This window comes from Roseateles sp. P2_H4 (assembly GCF_056403315.1).
Genome location: NZ_JBFUFR010000015.1, coordinates 78,079 through 100,815, shown reverse-complemented (window position 1 = coordinate 100,815; position 22,737 = coordinate 78,079). Strand labels below are relative to the sequence as shown.

At 70.3% G+C, this 22,737-nt stretch carries 20 protein-coding genes and 1 tRNA gene; 14 read left to right on the top strand and 7 right to left on the bottom strand.

Going from position 1 to position 22,737, the window contains the following annotated elements; genetic code table 11:
• Positions 1–32: 32 nt before the first annotated feature.
• Together AC1DW3_RS13380 and AC1DW3_RS13375 are read left to right on the top strand one after the other, a co-directional pair.
• Positions 33–335, top strand: coding sequence for a hypothetical protein (locus tag AC1DW3_RS13380; protein WP_477931807.1), 303 nt, complete (start codon positions 33–35; stop codon positions 333–335).
• Positions 336–413: 78 nt separating this feature from the next.
• On the top strand, positions 414–737 hold the full coding sequence (locus AC1DW3_RS13375) for a hypothetical protein (protein WP_477931806.1): 324 nt from the start codon (positions 414–416) through the stop codon (positions 735–737).
• A gap of 4 nt (positions 738–741) precedes the next feature.
• Here the strand turns inward: AC1DW3_RS13375 and AC1DW3_RS13370 are convergent, their stop codons facing one another.
• Positions 742–1,089, bottom strand: a complete 348-nt coding sequence (locus AC1DW3_RS13370; RefSeq protein WP_477931805.1) for a GFA family protein — start codon at positions 1,087–1,089, stop codon at positions 742–744.
• Between the two features lie 101 nt (positions 1,090–1,190).
• Here AC1DW3_RS13370 and AC1DW3_RS13365 point away from each other — a divergent pair.
• Positions 1,191–1,265, top strand: a tRNA-Arg gene (locus tag AC1DW3_RS13365).
• 11 nt (positions 1,266–1,276) lie between these two features.
• On the opposite strand, the gene AC1DW3_RS13360 is transcribed toward AC1DW3_RS13365, so the two are convergent.
• Both AC1DW3_RS13360 and AC1DW3_RS13355 read right to left on the bottom strand, forming a co-directional pair.
• The gene (locus AC1DW3_RS13360; protein WP_477931804.1) at positions 1,277–1,501 is read right to left on the bottom strand and encodes a hypothetical protein; all 225 of its coding nucleotides are present in this window, start codon (positions 1,499–1,501) and stop codon (positions 1,277–1,279) included.
• Positions 1,502–1,643: 142 nt separating this feature from the next.
• Entirely contained in the window at positions 1,644–1,919 is a 276-nt protein-coding gene (locus AC1DW3_RS13355) for a hypothetical protein (protein ID WP_477931803.1), read from the bottom strand.
• 285 nt (positions 1,920–2,204) lie between these two features.
• On the opposite strand from AC1DW3_RS13355, the gene AC1DW3_RS13350 reads away from it, so the two are divergent.
• From AC1DW3_RS13350 to AC1DW3_RS13320, 7 genes are all read left to right on the top strand, one after another.
• Positions 2,205–2,708, top strand: coding sequence for a DUF7482 domain-containing protein (locus tag AC1DW3_RS13350; RefSeq protein WP_477931802.1), 504 nt, complete (start codon positions 2,205–2,207; stop codon positions 2,706–2,708).
• 112 nt (positions 2,709–2,820) lie between these two features.
• Positions 2,821–3,372: an NADPH-dependent FMN reductase gene (gene ssuE, locus AC1DW3_RS13345; RefSeq protein WP_477931801.1), complete on the top strand. Its 552-nt coding sequence runs from the start codon at positions 2,821–2,823 to the stop codon at positions 3,370–3,372.
• Positions 3,373–3,502: 130 nt separating this feature from the next.
• The gene (locus tag AC1DW3_RS13340) at positions 3,503–4,468 is read left to right on the top strand and encodes a sulfonate ABC transporter substrate-binding protein (protein ID WP_477931800.1); all 966 of its coding nucleotides are present in this window, start codon (positions 3,503–3,505) and stop codon (positions 4,466–4,468) included.
• Positions 4,465–5,406, top strand: coding sequence for an aliphatic sulfonate ABC transporter substrate-binding protein (locus tag AC1DW3_RS13335; protein ID WP_477931799.1), 942 nt, complete (start codon positions 4,465–4,467; stop codon positions 5,404–5,406). The genes AC1DW3_RS13340 and AC1DW3_RS13335 overlap by 4 nt, the downstream gene beginning before the upstream one ends.
• Entirely contained in the window at positions 5,403–6,575 is a 1,173-nt protein-coding gene (ssuD, locus tag AC1DW3_RS13330; RefSeq protein WP_477931798.1) for an FMNH2-dependent alkanesulfonate monooxygenase, read from the top strand. Before AC1DW3_RS13335 ends, ssuD begins: the two co-directional genes overlap by 4 nt.
• 4 nt (positions 6,576–6,579) lie before the next feature.
• Positions 6,580–7,344: an aliphatic sulfonate ABC transporter permease SsuC gene (ssuC, locus tag AC1DW3_RS13325; RefSeq protein ID WP_477931797.1), complete on the top strand. Its 765-nt coding sequence runs from the start codon at positions 6,580–6,582 to the stop codon at positions 7,342–7,344.
• Between the two features lies 1 nt (position 7,345).
• A complete protein-coding gene (locus AC1DW3_RS13320) occupies positions 7,346–8,134 on the top strand; it encodes an ATP-binding cassette domain-containing protein (RefSeq protein WP_477931796.1) in 789 nt (262 codons plus the stop codon).
• A gap of 22 nt (positions 8,135–8,156) precedes the next feature.
• On the opposite strand, the gene AC1DW3_RS13315 is transcribed toward AC1DW3_RS13320, so the two are convergent.
• Positions 8,157–9,089, bottom strand: a complete 933-nt coding sequence (locus AC1DW3_RS13315; protein ID WP_477931795.1) for an AraC family transcriptional regulator — start codon at positions 9,087–9,089, stop codon at positions 8,157–8,159.
• 233 nt (positions 9,090–9,322) lie between these two features.
• Between AC1DW3_RS13315 and AC1DW3_RS13310 the strand changes: the two genes are divergently transcribed.
• Positions 9,323–10,075 carry an SDR family NAD(P)-dependent oxidoreductase gene (locus tag AC1DW3_RS13310; protein ID WP_477931794.1) on the top strand — a complete coding sequence of 251 codons (753 nt, stop codon included), beginning with the start codon at positions 9,323–9,325 and terminating at the stop codon, positions 10,073–10,075.
• Positions 10,076–10,160: 85 nt separating this feature from the next.
• On the opposite strand, the gene AC1DW3_RS13305 is transcribed toward AC1DW3_RS13310, so the two are convergent.
• Positions 10,161–10,568 (bottom strand): ExbD/TolR family protein, encoded by a 408-nt coding sequence (locus tag AC1DW3_RS13305; RefSeq protein ID WP_477931793.1) that lies wholly within the window; start codon positions 10,566–10,568, stop codon positions 10,161–10,163.
• 193 nt (positions 10,569–10,761) lie between these two features.
• Positions 10,762–12,024 (bottom strand): M20/M25/M40 family metallo-hydrolase, encoded by a 1,263-nt coding sequence (locus tag AC1DW3_RS13300; RefSeq protein WP_477931792.1) that lies wholly within the window; start codon positions 12,022–12,024, stop codon positions 10,762–10,764.
• Positions 12,025–12,391: 367 nt separating this feature from the next.
• Here AC1DW3_RS13300 and AC1DW3_RS13295 point away from each other — a divergent pair, with 367 nt between their 5' ends.
• From AC1DW3_RS13295 to AC1DW3_RS13285, 3 genes are all read left to right on the top strand, one after another.
• A complete protein-coding gene (locus tag AC1DW3_RS13295; protein ID WP_477931791.1) occupies positions 12,392–13,309 on the top strand; it encodes a LysR substrate-binding domain-containing protein in 918 nt (305 codons plus the stop codon).
• 46 nt (positions 13,310–13,355) lie between these two features.
• Positions 13,356–13,694 (top strand): thioredoxin family protein, encoded by a 339-nt coding sequence (locus AC1DW3_RS13290; protein WP_477931790.1) that lies wholly within the window; start codon positions 13,356–13,358, stop codon positions 13,692–13,694.
• 278 nt (positions 13,695–13,972) lie between these two features.
• Positions 13,973–22,411 carry a GH36-type glycosyl hydrolase domain-containing protein gene (locus AC1DW3_RS13285; RefSeq protein WP_477931789.1) on the top strand — a complete coding sequence of 2,813 codons (8,439 nt, stop codon included), beginning with the start codon at positions 13,973–13,975 and terminating at the stop codon, positions 22,409–22,411.
• 52 nt (positions 22,412–22,463) lie between these two features.
• On the opposite strand, the gene AC1DW3_RS13280 is transcribed toward AC1DW3_RS13285, so the two are convergent.
• A complete protein-coding gene (locus AC1DW3_RS13280; protein WP_477931788.1) occupies positions 22,464–22,667 on the bottom strand; it encodes a hypothetical protein in 204 nt (67 codons plus the stop codon).
• Positions 22,668–22,737: the final 70 nt, after the last annotated feature.

Here is a 22,737-nt window from a genome sequence, read left to right as displayed (position 1 = left end):
TCAACTCCGTGTTGATCTCGATGGAGGTTCACATGACCCAGATCCAGCTCCAACCCGAAACTGCGCCCACGGCGCTGCCGGTTCCGCAGTCCGCATCCAAGACGACGCTCGCCAACGCCCTGCCGACTGACACCGAGCCCACCCATCTGCTGCACTTCGAGCCGCTGGCCTACCAGGGCTCCGGCCTGGACATCCCCTGCGACCCGCAGGGCCGCGTCGGCCTGGATGCGCTCGGCGACAAGCTGCGCAACGACTATTTCTTCGCGCGCGCGCTGATCGGTCGCCTGTTCGCCAAGCCCACCGTCAAGCAGGCCCTGCCGCTGATGCACGCCTGAGCGATCAGGCCCCGTCCTACAGCCTTGCCCTGGCCTGCCCGACAGCGGGCGCCGGGGCCCTCCCCGAGGATTCCGGCCATGTTCACAGAATCACTCTCCCCGCTGACGGTGCCGCATCTGCCGGTCGAAGCCGATCTGGTCGATGCCGATCTCGACGTCTCCCTCAGCACGCCTTCCACGCTGGTCGTCAACGCCAGCCTGGAATTGCAGACCAGCGAAGCCATGGACCTCTCCCTGGTCATCCCGCGCTCGCGCTGCAACGGCGAGCGTCCACTCGTGGCGGCCCTGCTGGACGCCGCCCAGGCCGCAGTGGCCCGCGCGACGCGCGGCGGTACCCTGCATCAGCCCCGTCGCGTGCTGACGCGCGTCGGCGGCCAGCCCCATCTGGTCACGCAGTTCTAAGCGCTTATTTCGAGCGCCCGTCGAACTCCGTGACGGGCACGGCCTTCAGGTCGATGCCTTCCAGGCAGCGGATGTTGATCGCCGCCATCGCAGAACCGTCCGGCCCCTTGCCTTCGCCATAAGGGTGCATGCCGCAGGTTGGGCAGAAGCGGTGCTGGATGACATGCTTGTTGAAGGTGTAGCTGCTGGCGTTGTCTTCTGGCGTCAACAGCTTCAGCGCGGCGCGCGGCACGAACCACAGCAGCGAACCCTTGCGCTGGCAGATCGAGCAGTTGCAGGACAGGGCCGAGCCGATCTCGCCCTCGACCTCGAACTTGATGCGGCCGCAGTGGCAGCTTCCGGAGTGAGTCATGTCGGGTGTCTCCTTCAGTAGGCGCATGCTGCCAGAAAGCCCGCACGACCCCATGAGAGAATGCGCGCCGCCTGTCCGGTGCCCCTGCCGCATCGACGGTGCTCTCCGTAGTTCAATGGATAGAACGGCCGCCTCCTAAGCGGCAAATGTGGGTTCGATTCCCGCCGGAGGGACCACGCAGTGGCTCTCAAGAACCGCGCGAGAGCGGGCCGAAGCGTTCCATGCGGCCCTGTTCCAGGCGTCGCAGCCGCCGTTCCAGATCGGCGAGATCCCAGGCTTCGCAGAGAAAGCGCTCGTCGTCATCCTGCGCCAATGCGTCCCACAGGCTTTGCAAGCTGGCGCGCCAGCGTGACGCCACGTCGATGACAGCGGATCGCGGGGACAAGGCGGCAGTGCGTCGCATGGTGCTCATCGTGAGGCTCGAAAACGATGAGTCACGATAAGCACCGCCTTCGCCGCTGCAAAGGCACAGCAGGTGCGCAAGTTCACTCGGCTGTATCAACGCCGGCGCCAGCACAACTGGACATCCGGGCCGCCGGACCAGACGACCGGGTTCAATGCATCCAGAGCGGGCGGCCGGGATCCGTCACCGGCTGCGGCTGCAGGGCGCCCCTGACGCGCTCGACCGCGTCCGGGGAATCCTTGTCGTCGACGGCCACGATCAGCCGCAGCCAGCACGCCTTGGCGAGGTCACCCTCCCGCCGCGTCCAGCACCAGACCTGCGCACCGGGTTCGCCAGACCGATCGGTCAAACAGACCTCATCGAAGTCCGCCCCTTGATAGGTGAGCAGCTGAGCCTCGTCTACGTAAGTGTTGAAGTAGTCCGGCATGCTTCAAGTCTAGGCGTTAGGCCGGGGCTGTCGCCAGTGAAGCGCTACGTTGACTGGCCTGTCGCTCAGGCGTAGGCGTTCAGGTCGCGTCCCAGCGAGCCTCCGGTCGCCTGCGTATGCTGCTGAGAGTCCTGGCGATGTCCATCCCGCATGTATCGGAAAACCCGATCAAAGCTTCTGGCCCAGGGTTATATCCACCCGCAAGTCGACCTGCCCGCGCACTTTTCCCTTGCCTCGGCCACCCACATCGCAAGAATCGCGTTTCCCCTTTACCGAGGAATCCTGATGCCCACCTCTGCCCTCCGCGCCTTGGGCGCTGTCCTCCTGCTCTGCACCACGGCTGCCACTTTTGCCGCTGACCAGGTCGTCACCCTGCCGCTGAAGGAGGCCTGGTTCGAGGGCGAGATCGTGCATTACGTCAGCACCGACATCTCCGACCCCGGCATCGCCAAGAAACAGGGCATCAACTACGTGCCGGCCCTGGCCGACACGGTCAAGCCCGGCATGCCCGTCGAAAAGGCCTACAAGTTCCCCGGCGACGAGCAAGCCACGGTACTGCCCTCCATCCCGCGGCCTGTGGGCGGCGCCAATGCAGACGCGAGCTACAGCCCACTGTGGGTGCTCGTCATGGTGCGCTGGAAGCCGGGCATCACGCCGCACACGCTGAAGTCTGAAGAGGCCGTGCTGGCCGCCGAAGAAAAGGGCGAGATCGAGCTGACCCGCACCAAGATCGTCGCGAACTGGCCCGTCGTCAGGGCCCGCGGCGCGGCGCTGCAGGGCGTGCGCTAACGCCCGTGCCGGAGCGCCAACAGCGCTCCGCGCATAAGCATCGCCGCTTTCCTTCGTTCCGCGAGGAAGGCGCTTTCCCTATCGTGCAAGGCATCCACCGAGTCCGGCCGCCATGCACATCACCAGCCTCTCAGCCAGCCCCAGCGAACGCTCGCGTTCGGCCTGGCTCACGCAGTTCGCGCTGACGCGCCTGGAAGGCCGCGGCACGCAGTACGACGACATCCTGGTGCGCCAGTTGCCCGCCGACGCGCTGCTGGCGGCCGATGTGCGGGACGTGGCGATCGCCGCCGCCGTGCAGTCCATCGAACAGGCCGACCTCGTCATCGTCGGCACGCCCATCTACAAGGCGGCTTACAGCGGCCTGCTCAAGGTCTTCCTCGACCTGCTGCCGCCCGATGCGCTGCGCGGCAAGATGGTGCTGCCGCTGGCCACCGGCGGCAGCCCGGCCCATTTCCTGGCGCTGGACTACGCCCTCAAGCCGGTGCTCTCGGCCCTGGGCGCCCGCCATGTGCTGGACGGCGTCTTTGCCACTGACGCCCAGTTGCGCCGTCATGAGGCTGGAGGCTTCGTGCCCGAGCCCGACCTCATCGCCCGCCTGGACCGCGCGCTCGCGCCGCTTGCACCGCGAATGCGGGAGCGGCTGGAGCCGGCGCTCAGCTGTTGAAGCCTGTCCCACCGCACACACCACCGCTTGTCTCCTCGCCTCCCGCACGGGATCGGCGACTTCATCCCGGCGCTCAACGGCGCTGATCGGGTGCGCCCGAGCGCCGGGATCTTTTTGCACAGGACATCACATGCTCTTCCGTTCCTTCCTCCGCTGGACCGCGCCGCTGCTCGTCGCCGCCGTCAGCGTCCATGCTTCCGCACAGTCGAACACGACCTTGCGCATTGGCTTCCAGAAATCCGCCAGCCTGCTGACGCTGCAGAAGTCTTCCGGCTCGCTCGAGAAGAAGCTCGCCCCGCTGGGCGTGAGCGTGAAGTGGGTTGAGTTCCCCGCCGGCCCGCAGCTGCTCGAAGGCCTGAACGTCGGCGCCGTCGACGTCGGCTTTGTCGGTGAGGCGCCGCCCATCTTTGCGCAGGCCGCAGGCGCCCAGTTCGTCTACATCGGTTACGACCCGGCCGCGCCCGAGGCCGAGGCCATCGTCGTGCCCAAGGATTCGCCCATCAGGTCGGTGGCCGATCTCAAGGGCAAGAAGGTCGCGCTGAACAAGGGCAGCAATGTCCACTACCTCATCGTCAAGGCGCTGGAGAAGCAGGGCCTGAAGTTCAACGACGTGCAGGCCGTCTACCTGCCGCCGGCGGATGCTCGCGCTGCTTTCGAGCGCGGCGCCGTCGACGCCTGGGTGATCTGGGACCCCTTCCTCGCCGCCGTCGAGAAGCAGAGCGGCGCGCGGGTGCTGGCCGACGGCCGCGGCATCGTCAACAACTACGCCTACTACCTGGCCGAGCGCGGCTATGCCGAGAAGCAGCCGCAAGTCATCAAGGCGCTGTTCGAGGACACGCAGGCGCAGGCCGCCACGCTGAAGGCCAATGTCAAGGCCGCCGCGGCCGTCATCGCGCCGCTGCAGGGCCTGGAGCCCGAGGTCGTCGAGCGCAGCCTGACGCGCTACCAGTTCGGCGTTAAGCCGCTGACGCCCGCCGTCGCCGCCGAGCAGCAGAAGATCGCCGACACCTTCCACAGCCTGGGCCTGATTCCCAAGCCCATCCGCGTGGCCGATGCCCTGCCCGGCACGGCCAAGCTTGCCGAGGCTGCCAAATGAGCGCGCAGACGACGCGACGCGCCGCCGTCGCCATCCTCGCGACGACGGCCTCCATCTGGACGCGGGCGCAGGCATCGCCCCAGCTTCGCATCGGCTTCCAGAAAGGCTCCTTCAACCTCGCGCTGCTGAAGAGCTATGGCCTGCTGGAGCAGCGCCTGCCCGGCACCCGCATCCAGTGGACCGAGTTCCCCGCCGGCCCACAACTGCTCGAAGCGCTGGCTCTGGGCAGCGTGGAGTTCGGCGCCACCGGTGATGCGCCGCCCGTGTTCGCGCAGGCCGCCGGCAAGGACGTCGTCTATGTCGGCGCCGAACCGCCCAAGCCCGACAGCTCGGCCGTGCTCGTCAAGCCGGATTCACCGCTGAAGACACTGGCCGACCTCAAGGGCCGCCGCATCGCCTTGCAGAAGGGCAGCAGCGCTCATTTCCTGACCGTGCGGGCGGTGAAGAAGGCCGGGCTCGCCTGGAGCGACATCCAGGCCGTCTACCTGCCGCCGGCCGACGCGCGTGCTGCCTTCGAGCGCGGCTCGGTGGACGCCTGGTCCGTGTGGGACCCCTACTACGCCGCCGCCGAAGTCAGCGGCGAACTGCGCGCGCTGGCCACCAGCCGCGGGCTGACGAGCAACAACACCTTCTACCTCGCCTCGCGCGTGCTGAGCCGCGATGCGGCCCTGCTGAACACGCTGTTCCAGGCCCTGACCGACACCGACACGCGCGCCCGCGCCGACCGCCGCGACGCCGTGCAGCGCTATGCCGACTTCGCCGGCCTGCCGCTGGCCACGGTCTACAAGATGGTCGAGCGCCGTGGTGCGGCGCCGGTCGGGCCATTGACGACCGACATTGCCAAGGAGCAGCAGTTGGTGGCCGACTCCTTTGCCGAGCTCGGCCTCATTCCCCGCCCCATCCGCGTGGCCGATGTCATCACCCAGGTGAAAGCATGAAAATCTTCTGGTTCATCCCCACCCACGGCGACAGCCGCTACCTCGGCAGCTCGCGCGGCGCGCGCGTGGCCGACCACGCCTACTTCAAGCAGATCGCCATCGCCGCCGACAGCCTGGGCTACGAGGGCGTGCTGCTGCCCACGGGCCGCAGCTGCGAGGACTCCTGGATCGTCGCGGCCAGCCTCATCGACGCGACGAAGAACCTCAAGTTCCTCGTCGCGCTGCGCCCCGGCCTCGTCGCGCCCTCGCAGAGCGCGCGCATGGCCGCCACGCTGGACCGCCTGTCGGGCGGCCGCCTGCTGGTGAACCTCGTCACCGGTGGCGACCCCGACGAGCTCGCCGGCGACGGCCAGTTCCTTGGCCACGCCGAGCGCTACGAACAGTCGGCCGAGTTCATCCGCATCTGGCGCGAGCTGCTGACCCGCTCACACACCGGCGAGGCTCTGGATCTCGACGGCGAACACCTCAGCGTCAAGGGCGGCAAGGTACTCTACCCGCCCCTCAACAAGCCCTACCCGCCGGTGTTCTTCGGTGGCTCGTCGGGCCCCGCGCACGAACTCGCCGCGGAGCAGGTCGACACCTACCTCACCTGGGGTGAACCGCCGGCCGAGGTCGAGAAGAAGCTGGCCGACGTGCGCGAACGCGCTGCGGCACGCGGCCGCGAGCTGCGCTACGGCATCCGCCTGCACGTCATCGTGCGCGAGACCGAGGACGAAGCCTGGCGCGCCGCCACCGAGCTGCTCTCCGAGCTGGACGAAGCCACCGTCGCGGCGGCCCAGGCGCGCTTCAAGACCATGGACTCGGTGGGCCAGCGCCGCATGGCCGAGCTGCATGGCGGCCAGTTCGACAAGAACAATGTGCGCGCCGGCCTGGAGATCGCGCCCAATCTGTGGGCCGGCGTGGGCCTGGTGCGCGGCGGCGCGGGCACCGCCCTGGTGGGCAGCCCGCAGCAGGTGGCGGACCGCATCAAGGAGTATGCCGACATCGGCCTGGAGTACTTCATCCTCAGCGGCTATCCGCATCTGGACGAAGCGCATCGTTTCGCCGAGCTGGTGTTCCCGCTGCTGCCGCTGAACGTGCGCGAGAAGCTCACGGCGCCGGCCCTGACCGGGCCTTTCGGCGAGGTCGTGGCCAACAGCTACGTGCCCAAGGCCGTGTCGGCCAGCTGAAGCCATGCTGAAGCGCCTCACGCCCTGGCTGCTGCCCGCCGCCATCCTCGTCGCCTGGGAGATCGCCTCGCGCAGCGGCGTGCTGTCGGCGCGCATCCTGCCGGAGCCCGCGGCCGTGCTGGCGGCCTTCTGGAAGCTGCTGCGTTCAGGTGAGCTGGCCCACCACGTCGCCGTCAGCACCGTGCGCGCCTTCTCCGCGCTGGCCCTCGGCGGCGGCCTCGGTCTGCTGCTGGGCCTGCTGACCGGCACCTGGCAACGCGCCGAAGCGCTGCTGGACACCACGCTGCAGATGCTGCGCAACATCCCGGCGCTGGCGTTGATCCCGCTCGTCATCCTGTGGTTCGGCATCGACGAGGCGGCCAAGCTCGTGCTCGTCGCGGTGGGCGTGTTCTTCCCGGTCTACCTGAACACCTTCCACGGCATCCGCAACGTCGACCGCGACCTCATCGAGATGGCGCGCAGCTATGGCCTGTCGGGCTTCCAGCTCTACCGCCAGGTCATCCTGCCCGGCGCCCTGCCCTCCATCCTCGTCGGCCTGCGCTTCTCGCTGGGCCTGATGTGGGTGCTGCTCATCGTGGCCGAGACGCTGTCGGCCGAGGCCGGCATCGGCTACCTGACGATGAACGCCCGCGAGTTCCTGCAGACCGACATCGTCCTCGTCGGCATCCTGCTCTACGCCGTCCTCGGCAAGCTGGCCGATGTCGTTGCGCGTGGCCTGGAGAGGGCCTGGCTGCCCTGGCATCGCGGCTATGCCGCAGAGGTGAAATGACATGTGGGTCACCGAATTCGACACGCCCGTGCTGCCCCGCGAACGCGCCCTGCCGGACGCTCCCCCGCAAGCCGCCTCGCCCGGCCTCGCGCTGACCTTGCGCGGCGTCGCCAAGTCCTTCGGCGCCCGCCATGTGCTCGCGGACCTGGACCTGTCCATCGCGCCCGGTGAATTCGTCGCCCTGGTCGGCCGCAGCGGCTGCGGCAAGAGCACGCTGCTGCGTCTCATCGCCGGCCTGGACACGCCGACCGCCGGCCGCGTCGAAGCGGGCGCGCCGGACGAGCGCCGCCTGATGTTCCAGGATGCGCGCCTGCTGCCCTGGCGGCGCGTGGTCGACAACGTCGCGCTCGGTCTCGAAGGACGCGATGCCAGGGACCGCGCGCTGGAAGCCCTGTCCCAGGTCGGCCTCGCCGGCCGCGGCGACGACTGGCCGGCGACGCTGTCGGGTGGCCAGCGTCAGCGCGTCGCCCTGGCCCGCGCCCTCGTGCACCACCCCCGCCTGCTGCTGCTGGACGAGCCCCTCGGTGCGCTGGACGCGTTGACGAGGCTGGAGATGCACCGCCTCATCGAGCAACTCTGGCGCCGGCACGGCTTCACCGCACTGCTCGTCACCCACGACGTCGCCGAAGCCGTGGCCCTCGCCGACCGCGTGCTGCTGATCGACCGCGGCGGCATCGCGCTGGACGCGACGGTGGCCCTGCCGCGGCCTCGCTCACGCACGGCGGCGGGGTTTGCGGAGCTGGAGGAGCGGGTGCTGCGGCATATCGTCGGCCACCCGGCCTTGGCGTAGGCGAGACAACTCGAGGACTGCCTCAGGACGGCAGCGATCCTGCACGAGCTTCGGACCTTGCGCCGATGGCCTCTGGAGCTCCTGTCGACCGCAGCCCCAGCCGCTGCTTGTCCCGCCCCGGCGGAGCGCCAAACAAGCGGCTGTATTCGCGGCTGAACTGCGAAGGGCTGTCGTAGCCGACGCTGTAGCCGATGGCCGCCACGTCGCCGGCGTCCGCCAGGATGCGCGCCCTTGCCTCCTGGAGCCGGATCAGCTTCTGGTACTGCAGCGGGCTCATGGTCGTCGCGCCGCGGAAGTGGCGGTGGAAAGAGGACTCGCTCATGGCCACCATGTCGGCCAGCATGGGGATGGAGATGGCTTCGGCGTGGTGGCTGCGGATGAAGCGGATGGCCCGCCCGATCTGCGACAGCCGGCTGTCGGCCAGGCCGATCTGCCTCACCATGGCGCCCTGGGCGCCATGCAGCAGCCGCCACACCAGCTCACGCTCCACCAGCGGCCCCAGCACGGCGGCGTCGCGCGGCGAGTCCTTCAGCCTCAGCATGCGCACCACGGTGTCGATGAGGTCTTCCGACGCGTCGCTGACGGCGTAACCGGAGGGTTCCGGGGCCGCCGCCGCGGGCCCCATCTCCAGCAGCAGCGAAGAGATGGTCGACGCGCGCAGCGTCATGCCGGCGCCCAGATAGGGCCTGTCGGGGCTGGCTTCGATGACGCAGCCAGCGATGGGCAGTTCCACGCCCACGACGAGGAACTGCCCCTGGCCGTACTCGAACACCTCGTCGCCCAGCATGGCGCGCTTGGCGCCCTGGGCGACGATGACGAAGGTCGGCTCCATCACATGGTGCACCAGCTCGGTGGGAGCCTCCACCCGGCCGGCAAAAACATCGCCCGCCTGGCGCTCGCCCATGGGGGCGGCATGGCGCTGGATGAGGCGCTGCAATTCTTCCAATGAACCCATGCCGCCACCGTAACCGCTGCGCCCGGCCCGCTCAAGGGGCGGCTGGACGATCCAGCTCGGATTGAGCGAATCGTGCAAGAGCTTGATGGTTTTGGGCTATCGACCCCGGGGCAGCGAGCGCGCTCGTCCGGAGGCGACCGCACGATGGGCGAATCGTGCAATCACATGACCGGATTTGGCTGCTCGAATTGGCCGCCAGCCGATTCAATGCGGGCCTTCGCAAGGAGGTCGCAATGATGATGAAAGGCCACACCCTACTCGTCGCCGGCGGCACGGTCGGCATCGGCCGCGGCCTGGCCGAGTTGCTGTGCCGGCTGGGCAACGAGGTGCTCATCTTTGACGCCCGGCCCGGCGTCGCGCAGGCCGTCGCCCACGACAACCCCGGCATGCGGGCGGTCGACCTGGACCTGGGCAATCCCTGGAGCGTGGCCGGCTTCGCCGAGCAGGTCACGGCAACCTGCCCGGGCCTGAACATGCTCGTCAACATCGCCATCGCCTTCCCGGTGAAGTACCTGCCGGGTATGCAGGTGCTGCTGGACGAGGACGACAGCCACGAGAAGCTGGAAGCCCATCGGCTGGGCGTGCAGCAACTGACTGGCACGCTGCTGCCCCACTTTCACAAGCGCAACCGCAGCGCGATCATCAACGTGGCCGCCGGACCGATGGCCCCGCAGGGGCGAGCCTCGGAAAGGCCCGTCATCGAGGGCGGCTTGCAGGGCTGCACTCTGTCGGTCAGGAAGCGTTGGGCCAGCGCCTGCATCGACGTCATCGACGTCGCCCTGCCGTCACGCGCTGAGCGAATGAGCCCGGACCATGCGCCCCCGCCTCACGGCATCCCACGGGCCGAGTTCATCTCGGGCGTGGCCCATCTGCTTGCCGAAGGCCTGCACGAGACCGCGGCTCTGTCACGGCTGCTGGCGCTCTGGCCCGCGGCCCAGCCAGCGATGCGAAAGACCCGGGATGACGATCTGGTTCCGCAGGCCTGACGACTCCGGGACAAGTGAGGGACCCAATGCTTCGTGAGCCAATGGGCCTAGCGGTAGCCGTCCGCTCAAGAAAGGCGGCTAAGGTTCACTTTTGATCATCTGGCAAGTTACCGACCTTTAGCTTGGTTATCTGCGCTGCTTGGGCCGAAGCGATTGCGGCCCCGACGGCTTCGTAGTTGGCAGATCGATCGGCGAGGACATGCAACTCGACTCTCGGTTGGGCGCTCTTGAGAGACTGCAACTGCTTGGTGAGATCGGCTGATGCAACTGGCTTTCCGGCTAGCGAGTAGGAGCCGTAAGCCGACACCTCGAGTCTGACAACGGGAAATGGCGGTTCCTCGCCGCACCCAAGCAGGAAGCCGAGCAACGGAGCAAACGCCGTAGCCTTGGCGCGAGTCCACACATCTTGGGCCTTCGGGAGTGGACTGACTCGCTCGCATGGCAACTGCACGGGCGCGGGAATCACGTGTTTGCTTGTCTGAGCGCGTTGCATTTGAACGTTGGCCGTTGAAGAGGTTTGGCGCGGATAGCCACGCCGTCGCGATGCTGCCGCATCAAGTCGATTGCAGGATAGCCGTCGCAGACGGATGTCCGCCCCGCAGAGTGGCCCGTCCGGCAGGGCTGCGCATATTGCCGAACCCAGTACGCAACGTCACCCAATTGCGCACGTTCCCGGTCAGGCTTTCTCAAGGGTTCGCGCCCGACATCTCCATGATCAATCGCGTCACCAGATAGAGCCGAGGCGGGATGGAGCGGATGTCGACATACTCGGCATCGTTGGAATGCGCACCAAAGCCCGTCAGGCCCAGGCCCTCGATCACGGGGCCGCGTGCCTGCAGTGCCGCGAAGGCGGCGTCCGTGCCGCCGCCCGTGGCCACCTCGGCCACCTGCATGGGCAGGCCCAGCTCCGCGTAGATGGCCTGGGCGCGCCGGGCCAGCGCACGTGAGGCCTCGGTGGCCTCCAGCGGCGGGCGACGCACCTCGAACTTGAGTTGCACCTTGGCGTCGGCCAGGCGACGCTGCTGCACGCGGCGCTGCAGCTCCTTCTCCAGGCGCTCGAAGTCCGCCACGCGCAAGGCACGCGCATCGGCCTGGGCCGTGGCCTGGGCGGGAATCACGTTGCGGTTGGTGCCGGCCTGGGCCACCGTCCAGTTCAGCTTCAGGCCCGTGGCCGGCTCCGACAGGTCCTGCATCTGCAGCAGTTGATGAGCCAGCTCCGTCAGCGCGTTGATGCCGCCCTCCGGCCTTGCCCCCGCGTGCGATGAGCGGCCTTCCACGCTCAGATAGGCCGAGCCGATGCCGCTCGTCGCCAGGCGCACGCCGCCCTGAGCACCGGCGCCCTCGAAGGACAGCGTCATGTCCTGGCCGGCCGCGGTGCGTGTGATGGTCGCGCGCGAGCCGGGCGAGCTGATCTCCTCGTCGCCATTGATCAGCACCGTCAGCGTGCCGTAGTCGTCAATGCCCGCCTTCTGCAGCAGCGCGATCGCATGCAGGATGGTGGCCACGCCCTGCTTGTCGTCCGCGATGGCCAGGCCGTAGGCCCGGTCGCCGTCGATGCGGAAGGGCTGGTCCTTCAGCATGCCCTTCAGGTAGACGGTGTCCATGTGGGCGATGAGCAGCAGCTTCTTGCTGCCCCGCCCCTTGAACTGCGCCTTCACCATCTGGCCCTGGCGCTCCGGCGTGTCCTCCATGCGGTACACGTCGCCGGGCTCGATCATCGACACCTCGCCGCCCAGGGCCTTGAGCTTGCCGGCGATCAGCCCGGCCACCGCGGCCAGGCCGTCCAGGTCCTTGCTGCCGGACTCGATCTCGACCAGGGACCGCAAGGTTTCCAGCAGCGCGGGCTGCTCCTGCTTCGCCAGGTCCTGCAGTTGCTGGGACGAGGGCGCCGCCTGGGCCAGCGAAGCCGCCAGCAACGTGGCGGCGGCGATCAATGTACGAAGTCGCATGTCGAGGAGAGGTGAAGCTGGGACCGAGCGGACTGTGCCAGCGGCGTGCCACAACGCCCATCGACAAGTTTTCCCTACCCTATGCAGTGATGTAATAGGGCCTGTTCGCACTGCGGCAACGGGTCGCGTTGTGACCAGAAAGGCTGCAGGCAAGTCGCAAACCGCAAGCCGGGTCTTTACCCGGCGAGGATTTGCGACACAGCATCCGGCCTTTCTGGTCACAACCCTTCGGGAAGGCCCGTCGCCAGGGGCCACTCAGCGTTGCATCGCTGGCCCGCACGCGAGTGCGGGCGGCGCGCTGCGCCTTGATTGGCCCCTGGCGGCAGGCCTTCGCGACCCATTGCCGCAGTGTGAACAGGCCCTCGCCATGCGCTTTCGCTCGCCGTCGCTGGCCGAACTCCACGCCTTTGCCGCCGTGGCCGAGCTGGGCAGCTTTTCCGCGGCCGCCCAGGCCTTGTCCGTCACCCAGGGTGCCGTCAGCCGCGCGGTGCAGCGGCTGGAATCGGAGCTGGGCCTGGCGCTGCTGGCGCGTGGCGGCGCGCAGGTCATGCCGACGCCGGATGGCGCCAGCTACCTTGCCCGCATCAAGCCCGCCCTGGACACGCTGGAGCGAGCCGTTCCGCTGACGGCAGCGCCCGCCGGCCAGTCGCTGCGCATGGCACCCGTGCCCTCGCTGTACGCGCGCTGGCTGGTGCCACGGCTGCCGGCCTTGCAGGCCCAGCATCCCCAGCTCAAGGTCGAGTTCCGGCGCTGGCGCCACGACGACCGCTTCGAGCGCGACGATGTCGACTGCTGGGTCAACCCCAAGCCCAGCGCGCACAGCCGCTGGCCCGAAGGCGTCGTCGCGCAATACCTGCTGGGGCGCGAACTGGTGCCCGTGTGTCGTCCCGCGCGCGCTGCCCGGCTGACCCGGCCGCAGGATGTGCTGCAACATCCGCTGCTGCACCACAGCGCCCATCCCGGCGACTGGGCGCTCTGGCTCAAGGCCCAGGGCGTGCAGGCCGGCCCGCCCCAGTTGGCCTCGGGCTTCGACCTGGCCGCCGCGCTGATCGAGGCCGTCGTTGCCGACATGGGCATCGCGGTCGTGCAGCTCTGCCTCATCGAAAGGGAGCTGGCCGGCGGACAGCTGGTCGTGCCGTTCAGCGGCTGGGTGTCGTCGGGCCGCGGCTTCTATCTGTGCCGGCGGGCAAGCCAGGAGGGTTCATCCGACCTCCATGCCTTCGCGCAATGGGTGGTGGCCGAGAGCCGGCGCTGGCGGCGCGAGGCCCTGGCGGCGCTCGACTGACAGCGCACCGGCAAGGGACTTGCCGGCCATGGCACCATGCCGCCCCATGTCCCTTTACGTCGCCTGCCTCTGCGCCGCCTGGTGCCGCACCTGCGAGTCCTACCAGCAAGTCTTTGAAGCCGCCTGTGCCGAACTGCCGCAGGCCGGCCTGCATGTGCGCTGGATCGACATCGAGGACGAGGCCGAGCTGATCGGCGACCTGGACATCGAGACCTTTCCGACGCTGCTGATCGCCGACGACGCCCAGGTGCGTTTCGCCGGCCCTTTGACGCCGCAGCCGGAGACGCTCAAGCGTGTGCTGCGGGCGCATCTGGCGGATGCCAGCGCGGCCCAGGTCGATGCCGACTATCTGACGCTGGCTAAGCGCTTGCGCGCAGAGGCCTAGTCGGGCAGAAGAAGGCCGGCCGCTGAGCGGCAGGCCAAACGGGCCATCACAGCGCAATCCAGGGCTTCCAGACGAGCATTGCCCCCTCAAAGGACGTCGTGTTTCATGATGCGGCAGAGACGTCACTTTTCATGGGGGAGGCGTAGGACTGGGCTGACAGAGACACGCGATACAAGCCGCTGTGATGACAGGGCCTCGACACCCAAAGTCGAAGCATGTCCGCACCGCCTCAACATCCCCCGCACGACCTGACGCCCACGGGCGCTGCACAAGCCTTCGTGAAACTCACCAGCGGCGCCGAGGCGGCCGCGCAACCCGTGCGGGCCGTGCAGTTCGGCGCGGACCGATTCGCCGAGCATGGCCGCAGCCTGGCCGCCGCCCAGCGCGTCGACGACCCGCGCAGCCAGCCCCGTCCCTTTTCGCCGCGGCTGCGCAGCAACCTCGAGGTCTGGGCCGCGGCGCTCGGTGTGCTGTCGGAGGAAGGCCTGCAGGCCGACATCGATCCCGCGCATGCCTGGCTGCTGGACAACGCCCGCATCGTGCAGCAGCAGCTCGACGAGGTGCTGCACGACCTGCCGCGCAGCTATTTCCAGCGCCTGCCGCGCCTGGCGGACGAGCCGCTGCAAGGCCTGCCGCGCGTCTACGGCGTCGCCTGGGCATGGGTGGCCCACGCGGACAGTTCTCTGGACCTGACGCTGCTGCACCACTTCCTGGCCGGCCACCACGAAGTCGAGGCGTTGACGCTGCGCGAGCTCTGGGCCCTGCCGTCCACGCTGCGCGTCGTGCTGGTGGAGAACCTGCGCCGCCTGGCCGAGCGGGCCGCCTGGCGTCATCTGGCTCGCCGCGCTGCCCAGCGCCTGTTCGAGGCCCTGCCCCATCTGGACGCGGCAGCCGTGCGCAATCAGCTGCAGCAATGGCAAGCGGCCTGGCCGCGCGACCCCGCCATCGCAGCCCTGGCCCTGCGCCTGCACGAGCGGCTGACCGACCGGGCCATGGGCCAGGCCGAGCAGGGCGATGCGGACGACTCGTCCTGGGCCGCCGTGCAGGGCTGGCTGGCCGAGGTGCTGCCCGACCCCGCCGCCACCCAGGCCGGCGAACAGGCCGAAAGTGCGGCCGATCACCAGAGCATCCGCAATGCCATCGGCAGCCTGCGCAACCTCGGCGCCGCCAACTGGGCCGGCCTGTTCGAAGCCGTGCACCCGACGCTGCGCGCCCTGGGCCGCATCGACGTCTACCGCCAGGAGCACGAGGCCACGCGCGACATGGCCATGCACGCCATCGAGGCGCTGACCGAGCGCCACAAGGTGCCCGAGGCCGACGTGGCCCAGGTGCTGCGCCTGCTCTGCAACGACCCCGGCTGGGCCGAGGATGCCGAAGAGCGCGCGCCGCTGTACTGGCTGTCCGGCCTGGGCTACGGGCGGCTGCTGGGCGAGTTGCGCCTCAAGCCCACCACCGGCGAGCGCTTCGTCGCCGCGCTGCGTCGCCACCGCGTCGCCCTCTACCTGACCAGCCTGGCCGGGCTGCTCATCCTGGCCGAGCTGACGCTGCTGCTGCTCGGCCTGCCCGCCGGCGCCCGCTGGCCCATGGTGGTGGCTGCCGTGCTGCTGTCGCTGCTGCCCGCCAGCGAGACCGTCGTCGCGCTGGCCAACCGCCTCATCAGCGAATCCGCCTCGCCGGCGCGCTTGCCGCGCCTCACCTGGCCGCAGGGCATCCCGTCCACGGCGCGCAGCCTGGTTGTCATTCCCTGCATGCTGACCCGGGCCAAAGGCATTGCGACGCTGCTGGCCCAACTGGAACGCCACCATCTCGCCAACCTCGAAGACGAGGCGCAGTTTGCGCTGCTCAGCGACTGGACCGATGCCAAGGCCGAGCATCAGCCGCAGGATGCCGCCCTGCTCGCCCAGGCACGCGCCGGCATCGAGGCGCTGAACCAGCGCCACGGCACGGCCAGCGAAGGCCGGCCGCGCTTTCTGCTGCTGCACCGCGAGCGGCGCTGGAGCGAGAGCGAGCAGCGCTGGATAGGCTGGGAGCGCAAACGCGGCAAGACCGAGGCCCTGGCAGCGCTGCTGGCCGGCCAGGCGCCCGAACTGCTGCCAGACCGCTTCGTCGACCTCGGCGAGCTGTCCACGCCGGCGCCCGGCATCCGCCACATCGTCACGCTGGACGCCGACACCGCCCTGCCGCCCGGCGCGCTGCGCGAGATGGTGGCCATCGCCGCCCACCCGCTGAACCGCCCGCGCCTGTTGCGTTCCCCCAGCGGTGCCGTCACCGTCGTGCGCGGCCACGGCATGCTGCAGCCACGCGTCGCCACGCCACTGGCCACCGCCGCCGGCAGCTCCACGGTCCACGGCACCTGGTTCCACAGCCTGTTCGCGGGCCAGCCGGGGCTGGACCCCTACAGCGCCGCCAGCTCCGAGGTCTATCAGGACCTGTTCGACGAAGGCAGCGCCACCGGCAAGGGACTGATCGACGTGGAGGCCGCGGCCGCGGTGCTGGCGCACCGCCTGCCCGAGGGCCAGGTCTTGAGCCACGACCTGCTGGAAGGCTCGCTGATGCGCTGCGCCGGCGTCAGCGACGTCGTGCTGGTGGAACCCGCGCCCATGCACGCCGACGTGGCCGCTTCACGCATCCACCGCTGGACACGCGGCGACTGGCAGCTGCTGCCCTTCCTCGGCAACCGGCGCCGCTGGGGCCTGCGCGGCATCCATGTCTGGAAGATGCTGGACAACCTGCGCCGCTCCCTCGTGGCGCCCGCCGCGCTGCTGCTGCTGGTGGCCTCCTGGGTCGGCGTGGGCCTGACGCCGGCCTGGGCCCTGGGGCTGGTGGCCGCCACCTTCGGCGGCGRACCGTTGATGGGGGCCCTGGCGGCCTGCGCGCCGTCGGGTGAGCGCCTCTCGCTGCCGCGCTTCTACCGGCAGGGCGCCACCGAACTCGGGCGCGCCATCGGCGGCGTGGCCTGGCATATCGCCCTGCTGCCGGCGACGAGCTGGCTCAGCATCGACGCCATCCTGCGCGCGCTGTGGCGCCAGCGGGTCAGCCACCAGCACCTGCTGGAATGGACGACCGCCGACGCCGCCGAGGCCGCGGCGCGCACCGACTGGCGCTCGCTGTGGCGCCAGCACAAGCATGTGACCTTTGCCAGTGGCGCCCTGGCGCTGCTGCTGATGACGCCGGCCCTGATCGGCCGCCCTGTCGACTGGGACCAGGCCTTGCCGCTGCTGCTGGCCTGGGCGTTGACGCCGCTGTGGACAGGCCTGGCCAGCCGCCCGCGCGCCCGTCCGCGCCGCGAGGCCATCAACGACGATGACCGCCAGTACCTGCTCAGCGTGGCGCGCGACACGTGGCGCTGGTTCGAACGCTGGGTCACGGCCGAGGACCACGACCTGCCACCCGACAACGTGCAGTTCGACCCCGACATCGCCGTCGCCCACCGCACCTCGCCGACCAATATCGGCCTGTATCTGCTGTCGGCCTGCTGCGCGCGCGAGTTCGGCTGGCTGCACGACGTCGGCCTGGCCGAGCGCGTCGGCCGCACGCTGGACACGCTGGACCAGCTGCCCCGCCACCGCGGCCACTTCTACAACTGGATCGACACCCAGCGCCTGGCCGTGCTGGAGCCACCCTATGTCTCGGCGGTGGACAGCGGCAACCTGTGCGCCCACCTGCTGGTCGTCGCGGCCGCTTGCGAGGGCTTCGCGCGCGGTGGCGAGGGCATGCCGCCGCCGCCGGCCGTGGCCGAGGCGCTCAACAGCGTCGCGACGCGCGCCCGTGCCATGGCGCTGGCGCATGAATTCGGCTGGCTCTACGACACCCAGCGCCACCTGCTGCACATCGGTGCCGTCGCGGCCGTGGGCTCCGAGCCCGGCACCGAGAGGCTGGACCAGAACCACTACGACCTGCTCGCCTCCGAGGCGCGCCTGGCCAGTCTCGTCGCCATCGCCAAGGGCGACATCCCGCCGGCGCACTGGGGCGCGCTGGGCCGGCCCTTCTTCTCGCGCGGCCGCGTCACCGGGCTGAAGAGCTGGTCGGGTTCGATGTTCGAGATGCTGATGCCCTCGCTGGTGCTGGACGAGCCCACCGGCAGCGCGCTGGCGGACGCCGCACGTGCCGCCGTCATGGAGCAGATCCGTGCCGGTCGCGCGGCCGGCCTGCCCTGGGGCGTGTCCGAGAGCGCCTATGCCAAGCGCGACCACAGCCTGGCCTACCAATACGGCCCGCAGGGCGTGGCCAGCCTGGCACTGCGCGACACGCCTCCCGAGGAGATCGTCATCGCGCCCTACGCCAGCCTGATGGCGACCATGGTGATGCCGCGCGCGGCCGTCGCCAACCTGCGCGCGCTGCAGGCGCTGGGCGCCCGGCATGAAGGCGGCTTCATCGAAGCGCTGGACTACACGGCCAGCCGCCAGCCCGAGGTCCCCGCCGACGCGCCGCAGCCGAAGCAGCGCTTCCAGCGCATCGGCACGGCGATGAGCCATCACCAGGGCATGTCCCTCGTCGCGCTCACCGAAGTGCTGTGCGGCGGCGCGCCGCAGCGCTGGGCCGACGCCGAACCACGGCTGTGCGCGGTGCGCTGGTTGCTGCACGAGCGTGCGCCGCACAAGGTGGCCCCATTGCGCGAACCGCCGCCCCAGCCCACGCGCAGCGCACCCCGCCGCGCCCGCATCTCCCTCGTTGTGCCCGAGCTGCATGGTCGCGCCCTGCCGGCCACCGCCTGGCTGGGGAGCGGCAAGCTGAGCGCGATGGTGCGCGAGCATGGCGGCGGCACCCTGGTCTGGGGCGAGCCGGGCGGCCAGGTGCTGGTGAACCGCTGGCGCGACGACCTGCCGCAGGACCTGCTCGGCCACCATCTGCACCTGCGCGACCTGGACCTGCCCTGGAACGGCGCGCCCGAGTCCAGCCCCTGGCGGTCGCTGACGCTGCGCCCCACGCCGGGCCCGCAGTGGCGCTATGGCTGCCGCCTGCACCCGGCCAGTGCCCAGTTCACCGCCGAGGGTGAGGAACTGCGCGCCCACACCGAGGTCTGGGTGGCGGTGGAAGACGACGTCGAACTGCGCCGCATCACGCTGCGCAACCTCGCCCAGCGGCCGCGCCGCCTGGCCCTGGTGTCCAGCTTCGAGCCGGTGCTGGCGCCGGCCAAGGCCGATCTGGCCCATCCGGCCTTCGGCAAGCTTTTCCTGCAGGCGCGCTGGGAACCGGGCCAGCAGGCCCTGAACTGGCAGCGCCTGCCGCGCAGCCCCAACGAAGCGTCCCTGCATGCCGTGCACGCGCTGGTGGGCGTCGAGCTGGAAGGCGGCGCGCGCCTGGACCGCGTGCGTGCCGGCGCCGACCGCGCCCATTGGCTGGCCCGCGGCGGCCTGCCTGGCCAACCGGGCGGCGTCGTCGCACATGCCGGCGTGCAGGCGCTGCTGGGCACCGACGTGGCCGGGCTCAACACCGCGGCCGGCATGCTGGACACCGGCAACGACCCGATCTCACTGCTGCACCTGGTGCTGCAACTGCCGCCCGGTGCCAGCGTGACGCTGACGCTGGCCACCGCCGCCGCACGCGAACCGCAGACGCTCAGCCATCTGCTGGACAAGCTGCGCCAGCCGGCCCTGGTCGAACGGGCACTGACGCTGGCCCACACCATGGCCGGCGTGCGCACCCAGGGCGCCAGCCTGGCGCCGGGCGCCTGGCGCGCCGGCCTCATGCTGCAGACGCTGCTGACCTCGCAGGCGGCGCGCGAAACCCTGCCCCTGCCCGAGACCGGCTACGAGCGCGACGCGCTGTGGCGCCACGGCATCTCGGGCGACGACCCCATCATCCTGATGCGTGTGGCCGATCCGACCGGTGTCGTCATGGTGCGCGAGCTGTGTGCGCTGCTGCAGGCCCAGGGCAGCCCGCTGCCGGTGGACGTCGTCGTGCTGGACGCCGAGCCGCCGTCCTATCTGGCACCGGTATCGCGCGCGCTGCGTTCGCTGGCCGAGCAGCAGGTCCAGGGGCGCTGCCGCGTGCATGTGCTGTCGGACGAGACCGTGGGGCCGGACACCCGCTTTGCGCTGAACCTGCTGGCACGGGTGCGCTGGTTTGCCGACGGGCGCCCACTGGCCCAGCAGCTCGAACGGCTGGGCATCAATCATGAGCAGGCCGCCAAGGCCAGGCGCGGTGCCGGCGCGACGCTGGTGTCCACCCTCGCCGCCCCGCCAGGCGCCGAGACCCCGGCCAGTGACTTCGACGCCGACAACGGCGCCTGCCGCTTCGAGCTGACCGAGAGCGCCCAGCCGGCGCGTCCCTGGATCAACGTCATTGCCAACGAGGACTTCGGCTGCCAGGTGTCGGAGCGCGGCGCCGGCATGGCCTGGGCCGGCAACAGCCGCCTGCACCAGATCACGCCCTGGTCCAACGACGCGCTGCTGGACTCACCGGGCGAGTGGCTGATGCTGCACTGCCTGTCCAGCGGCAAGGCCTGGCTGCTGGGCCGTGCCAGCGCCAGGCAGGACGTGGCCCATCTGCCCGGTGCCACGGCCATGGCCTTCCAACTGCCCGGCATGGTGGTGCGCCTGCGCTGGACGGTCGACGCGGTGACGTCCGTCAAGCAATGCCAGGTGGAGCTGCATGCGGCGCCCGGCAAGCCGCCGCGGCTGCTGCGCCTGCTGGCGGCCGCGCAGTGGCAGCTGGGTGCGGACAGCAGCGCCCGCCGCAGCGTCGTCACCCGCCTGGAGCCGCCGCAGGGCGATGGCCCGCTGCTGGCCCTGGCCACGCAGGCCGACGGCCTCAACGGCTTTGGCGGCCACACGGCCTGGATGGCCCTGCGCCCGACCCGTGAAGGCGACACCACGGCCGACCAGATCGAGGCCCTCTCGAGCGACCAGGCCCTGTGGCCCTGGCCCGCGGATGCCGGCTTCACGCCCGATCTGAATCGCCCCCGCCCCTGGACGGCCACCATCGAGGCGAGCGGCGACCGCCGCCTGCTGTTCGACGACGAAGGCCGCCTCGTCATGCCGCATGCACTGGACGGCCAGGCCGGCCCCGCCACCGACCCCGCCGCGCTGCTGGCCGTGCCCATCCGGCTGGAGCCCGGCCACGCCTGGCACGGCACCGTGCTGCTGGGCCACGCCACCAGCCTGCCCGCCGCGCGCGAGCAGGCGGCCAGGGCCTGGGCGGCGGACCCGCTGCAGCGCCTCGCGGCCCAGCGCGACGTGTGGCGGCGCCTGAGCGCGCCCGTGCAGGTGGACACGCCCGACCCGTCCTTCGACGCGCTGATCAACCACTGGCTGCCGGCCCAGGTGCTGGGCTGCCGCATCTGGGCCCGTGCGGGCTTCTACCAGGCCGGCGGCGCCTTCGGCTTCCGCGACCAGCTGCAGGACGCGATGTCCCTGGTGCAGCACGCCCCCGAGCGCCTGGCCGCACAGATCCGCCGCCACGCGGCCCACCAGTTCCCGCCCGGGGACGTGCAGCACTGGTGGCACGACCCGGCCGGCGCCGGCGTGCGCACGCATTTCGCCGACGACCGGCTTTGGCTGGCGCTCGCGCTCGCGCTGTATGTCGAGCGCACCGCCGACACTTCGCTGGCCGACGAGATGGTCCCCTTCCTGCAGGGCCGCCCCGTGCCCGAAGGCGCCGAGGACATCTACGAAGTGCCCGCCATCAGTGATGAGCAGGCGAGCATCTACGAGCACGCGGCGCGCGCCATCGACGTCAGCCTGCCCGTTGGCGCGCATGGCCTGCCGCTGTTCGGCACCGGCGACTGGAACGACGGCATGAACCGCGTCGGCGCCGAGGGCCGCGGCGAATCGGTGTGGATGGGCTTCTTCCTGTGCGCCGTCATCGACGCCCTGCACCCGCTGGCCATCGCCCGCGGCGAACAGGCTCGCGCGGCCAGTTGGCGCCAGGCCCGCGACAAGCTCGCCAAGGCGCTGGATGTCGAAGCCTGGGACGGCCGCTGGTATCGCCGCGGCTGGTTCGACGACGGCAGCGTTCTCGGCACTCACACCGACACCGAGTGCCGCATCGACCTCATCGTGCAGGCCTGGGCCGTGCTCACCGGCGCCGCCGAGGCCGACCGCGCGCGCCTGGCCCTGGACAGCGCCTGGCGCGAGCTGCACGACCGCGATGCCCATCTGCTGCGCCTGCTGTGGCCGCCGCTGAAGGACCACCAGCCGCCGGCCGGCTACATCCAGGCCTACCCCGGCGGCGTGCGCGAGAACGGCGGCCAGTACAACCATGCCGCCACCTGGGCCTTGATGGCCAGCGCCAAGCTCGGCCAGGCTGAGCGTGCCTGGGCCGCCTTCACCGCCATCAGCCCGGCCCATCGCGGCGCGCATGGCGCGGCTTACGGACTGGAACCCTTTGCCGTGGCCGGCGACATCGAGGCGGCCGCACCGCATGCCGGCCGCGGGGGCTGGAGCTGGTACACGGGCGCGGCAGGCTGGCTGTTGCGCGCGGCCGTCGAATCGCTGTGCGGCGTGAAGCTGGCGGACGGCCTGCTGCGCGTGCAGCCCTGCCTGCCGCCGCACTGGGCCCAGGCGCGCGTGCGGCTGCTGCACCAGGGCCGGCGCATCGAGGTGATGCTGCAGCGCRCACCGACCGGTGCGGGCACGGCGCCACCGGCCGGCTATCGCATCGTCACGCCGGGCTCGACGCTGGCGCTGGGCGAGGCCGACGGCGACCTGCGGCTGKGGGTGCCGGTCACGGACACCCAGCCCGCCCGCCAGCCGGAACCGGCGGCGGCATTCTGAAAGCCAAAGAAGAAGCGGCCCCGTGGGGCCGCTTCGATGGGGCAGGAAGGGCTCAGACGACCAGGCTCAGGACCGCAGCCATGAAGACGCTGCCCATGACCACCGTCGTGAACAGCCTCTCGCCGATGGCCGAGTCCAGCGCCTCCAGGGAGCTCAGCATGCGCAGGCGGCGGTCCGACAAGGTGCGGCACTGGCGCAAGTGGGCACCGAGGCTTTCCAGGTGCTGACGCAGCAGATGATCGGTAGCGCGCGGCATGATGACCTCCTCTGAAAACAATGTCTCCAACTCTAGACAGGGTCGGGCCTGGTTGCATTCGGACACGATG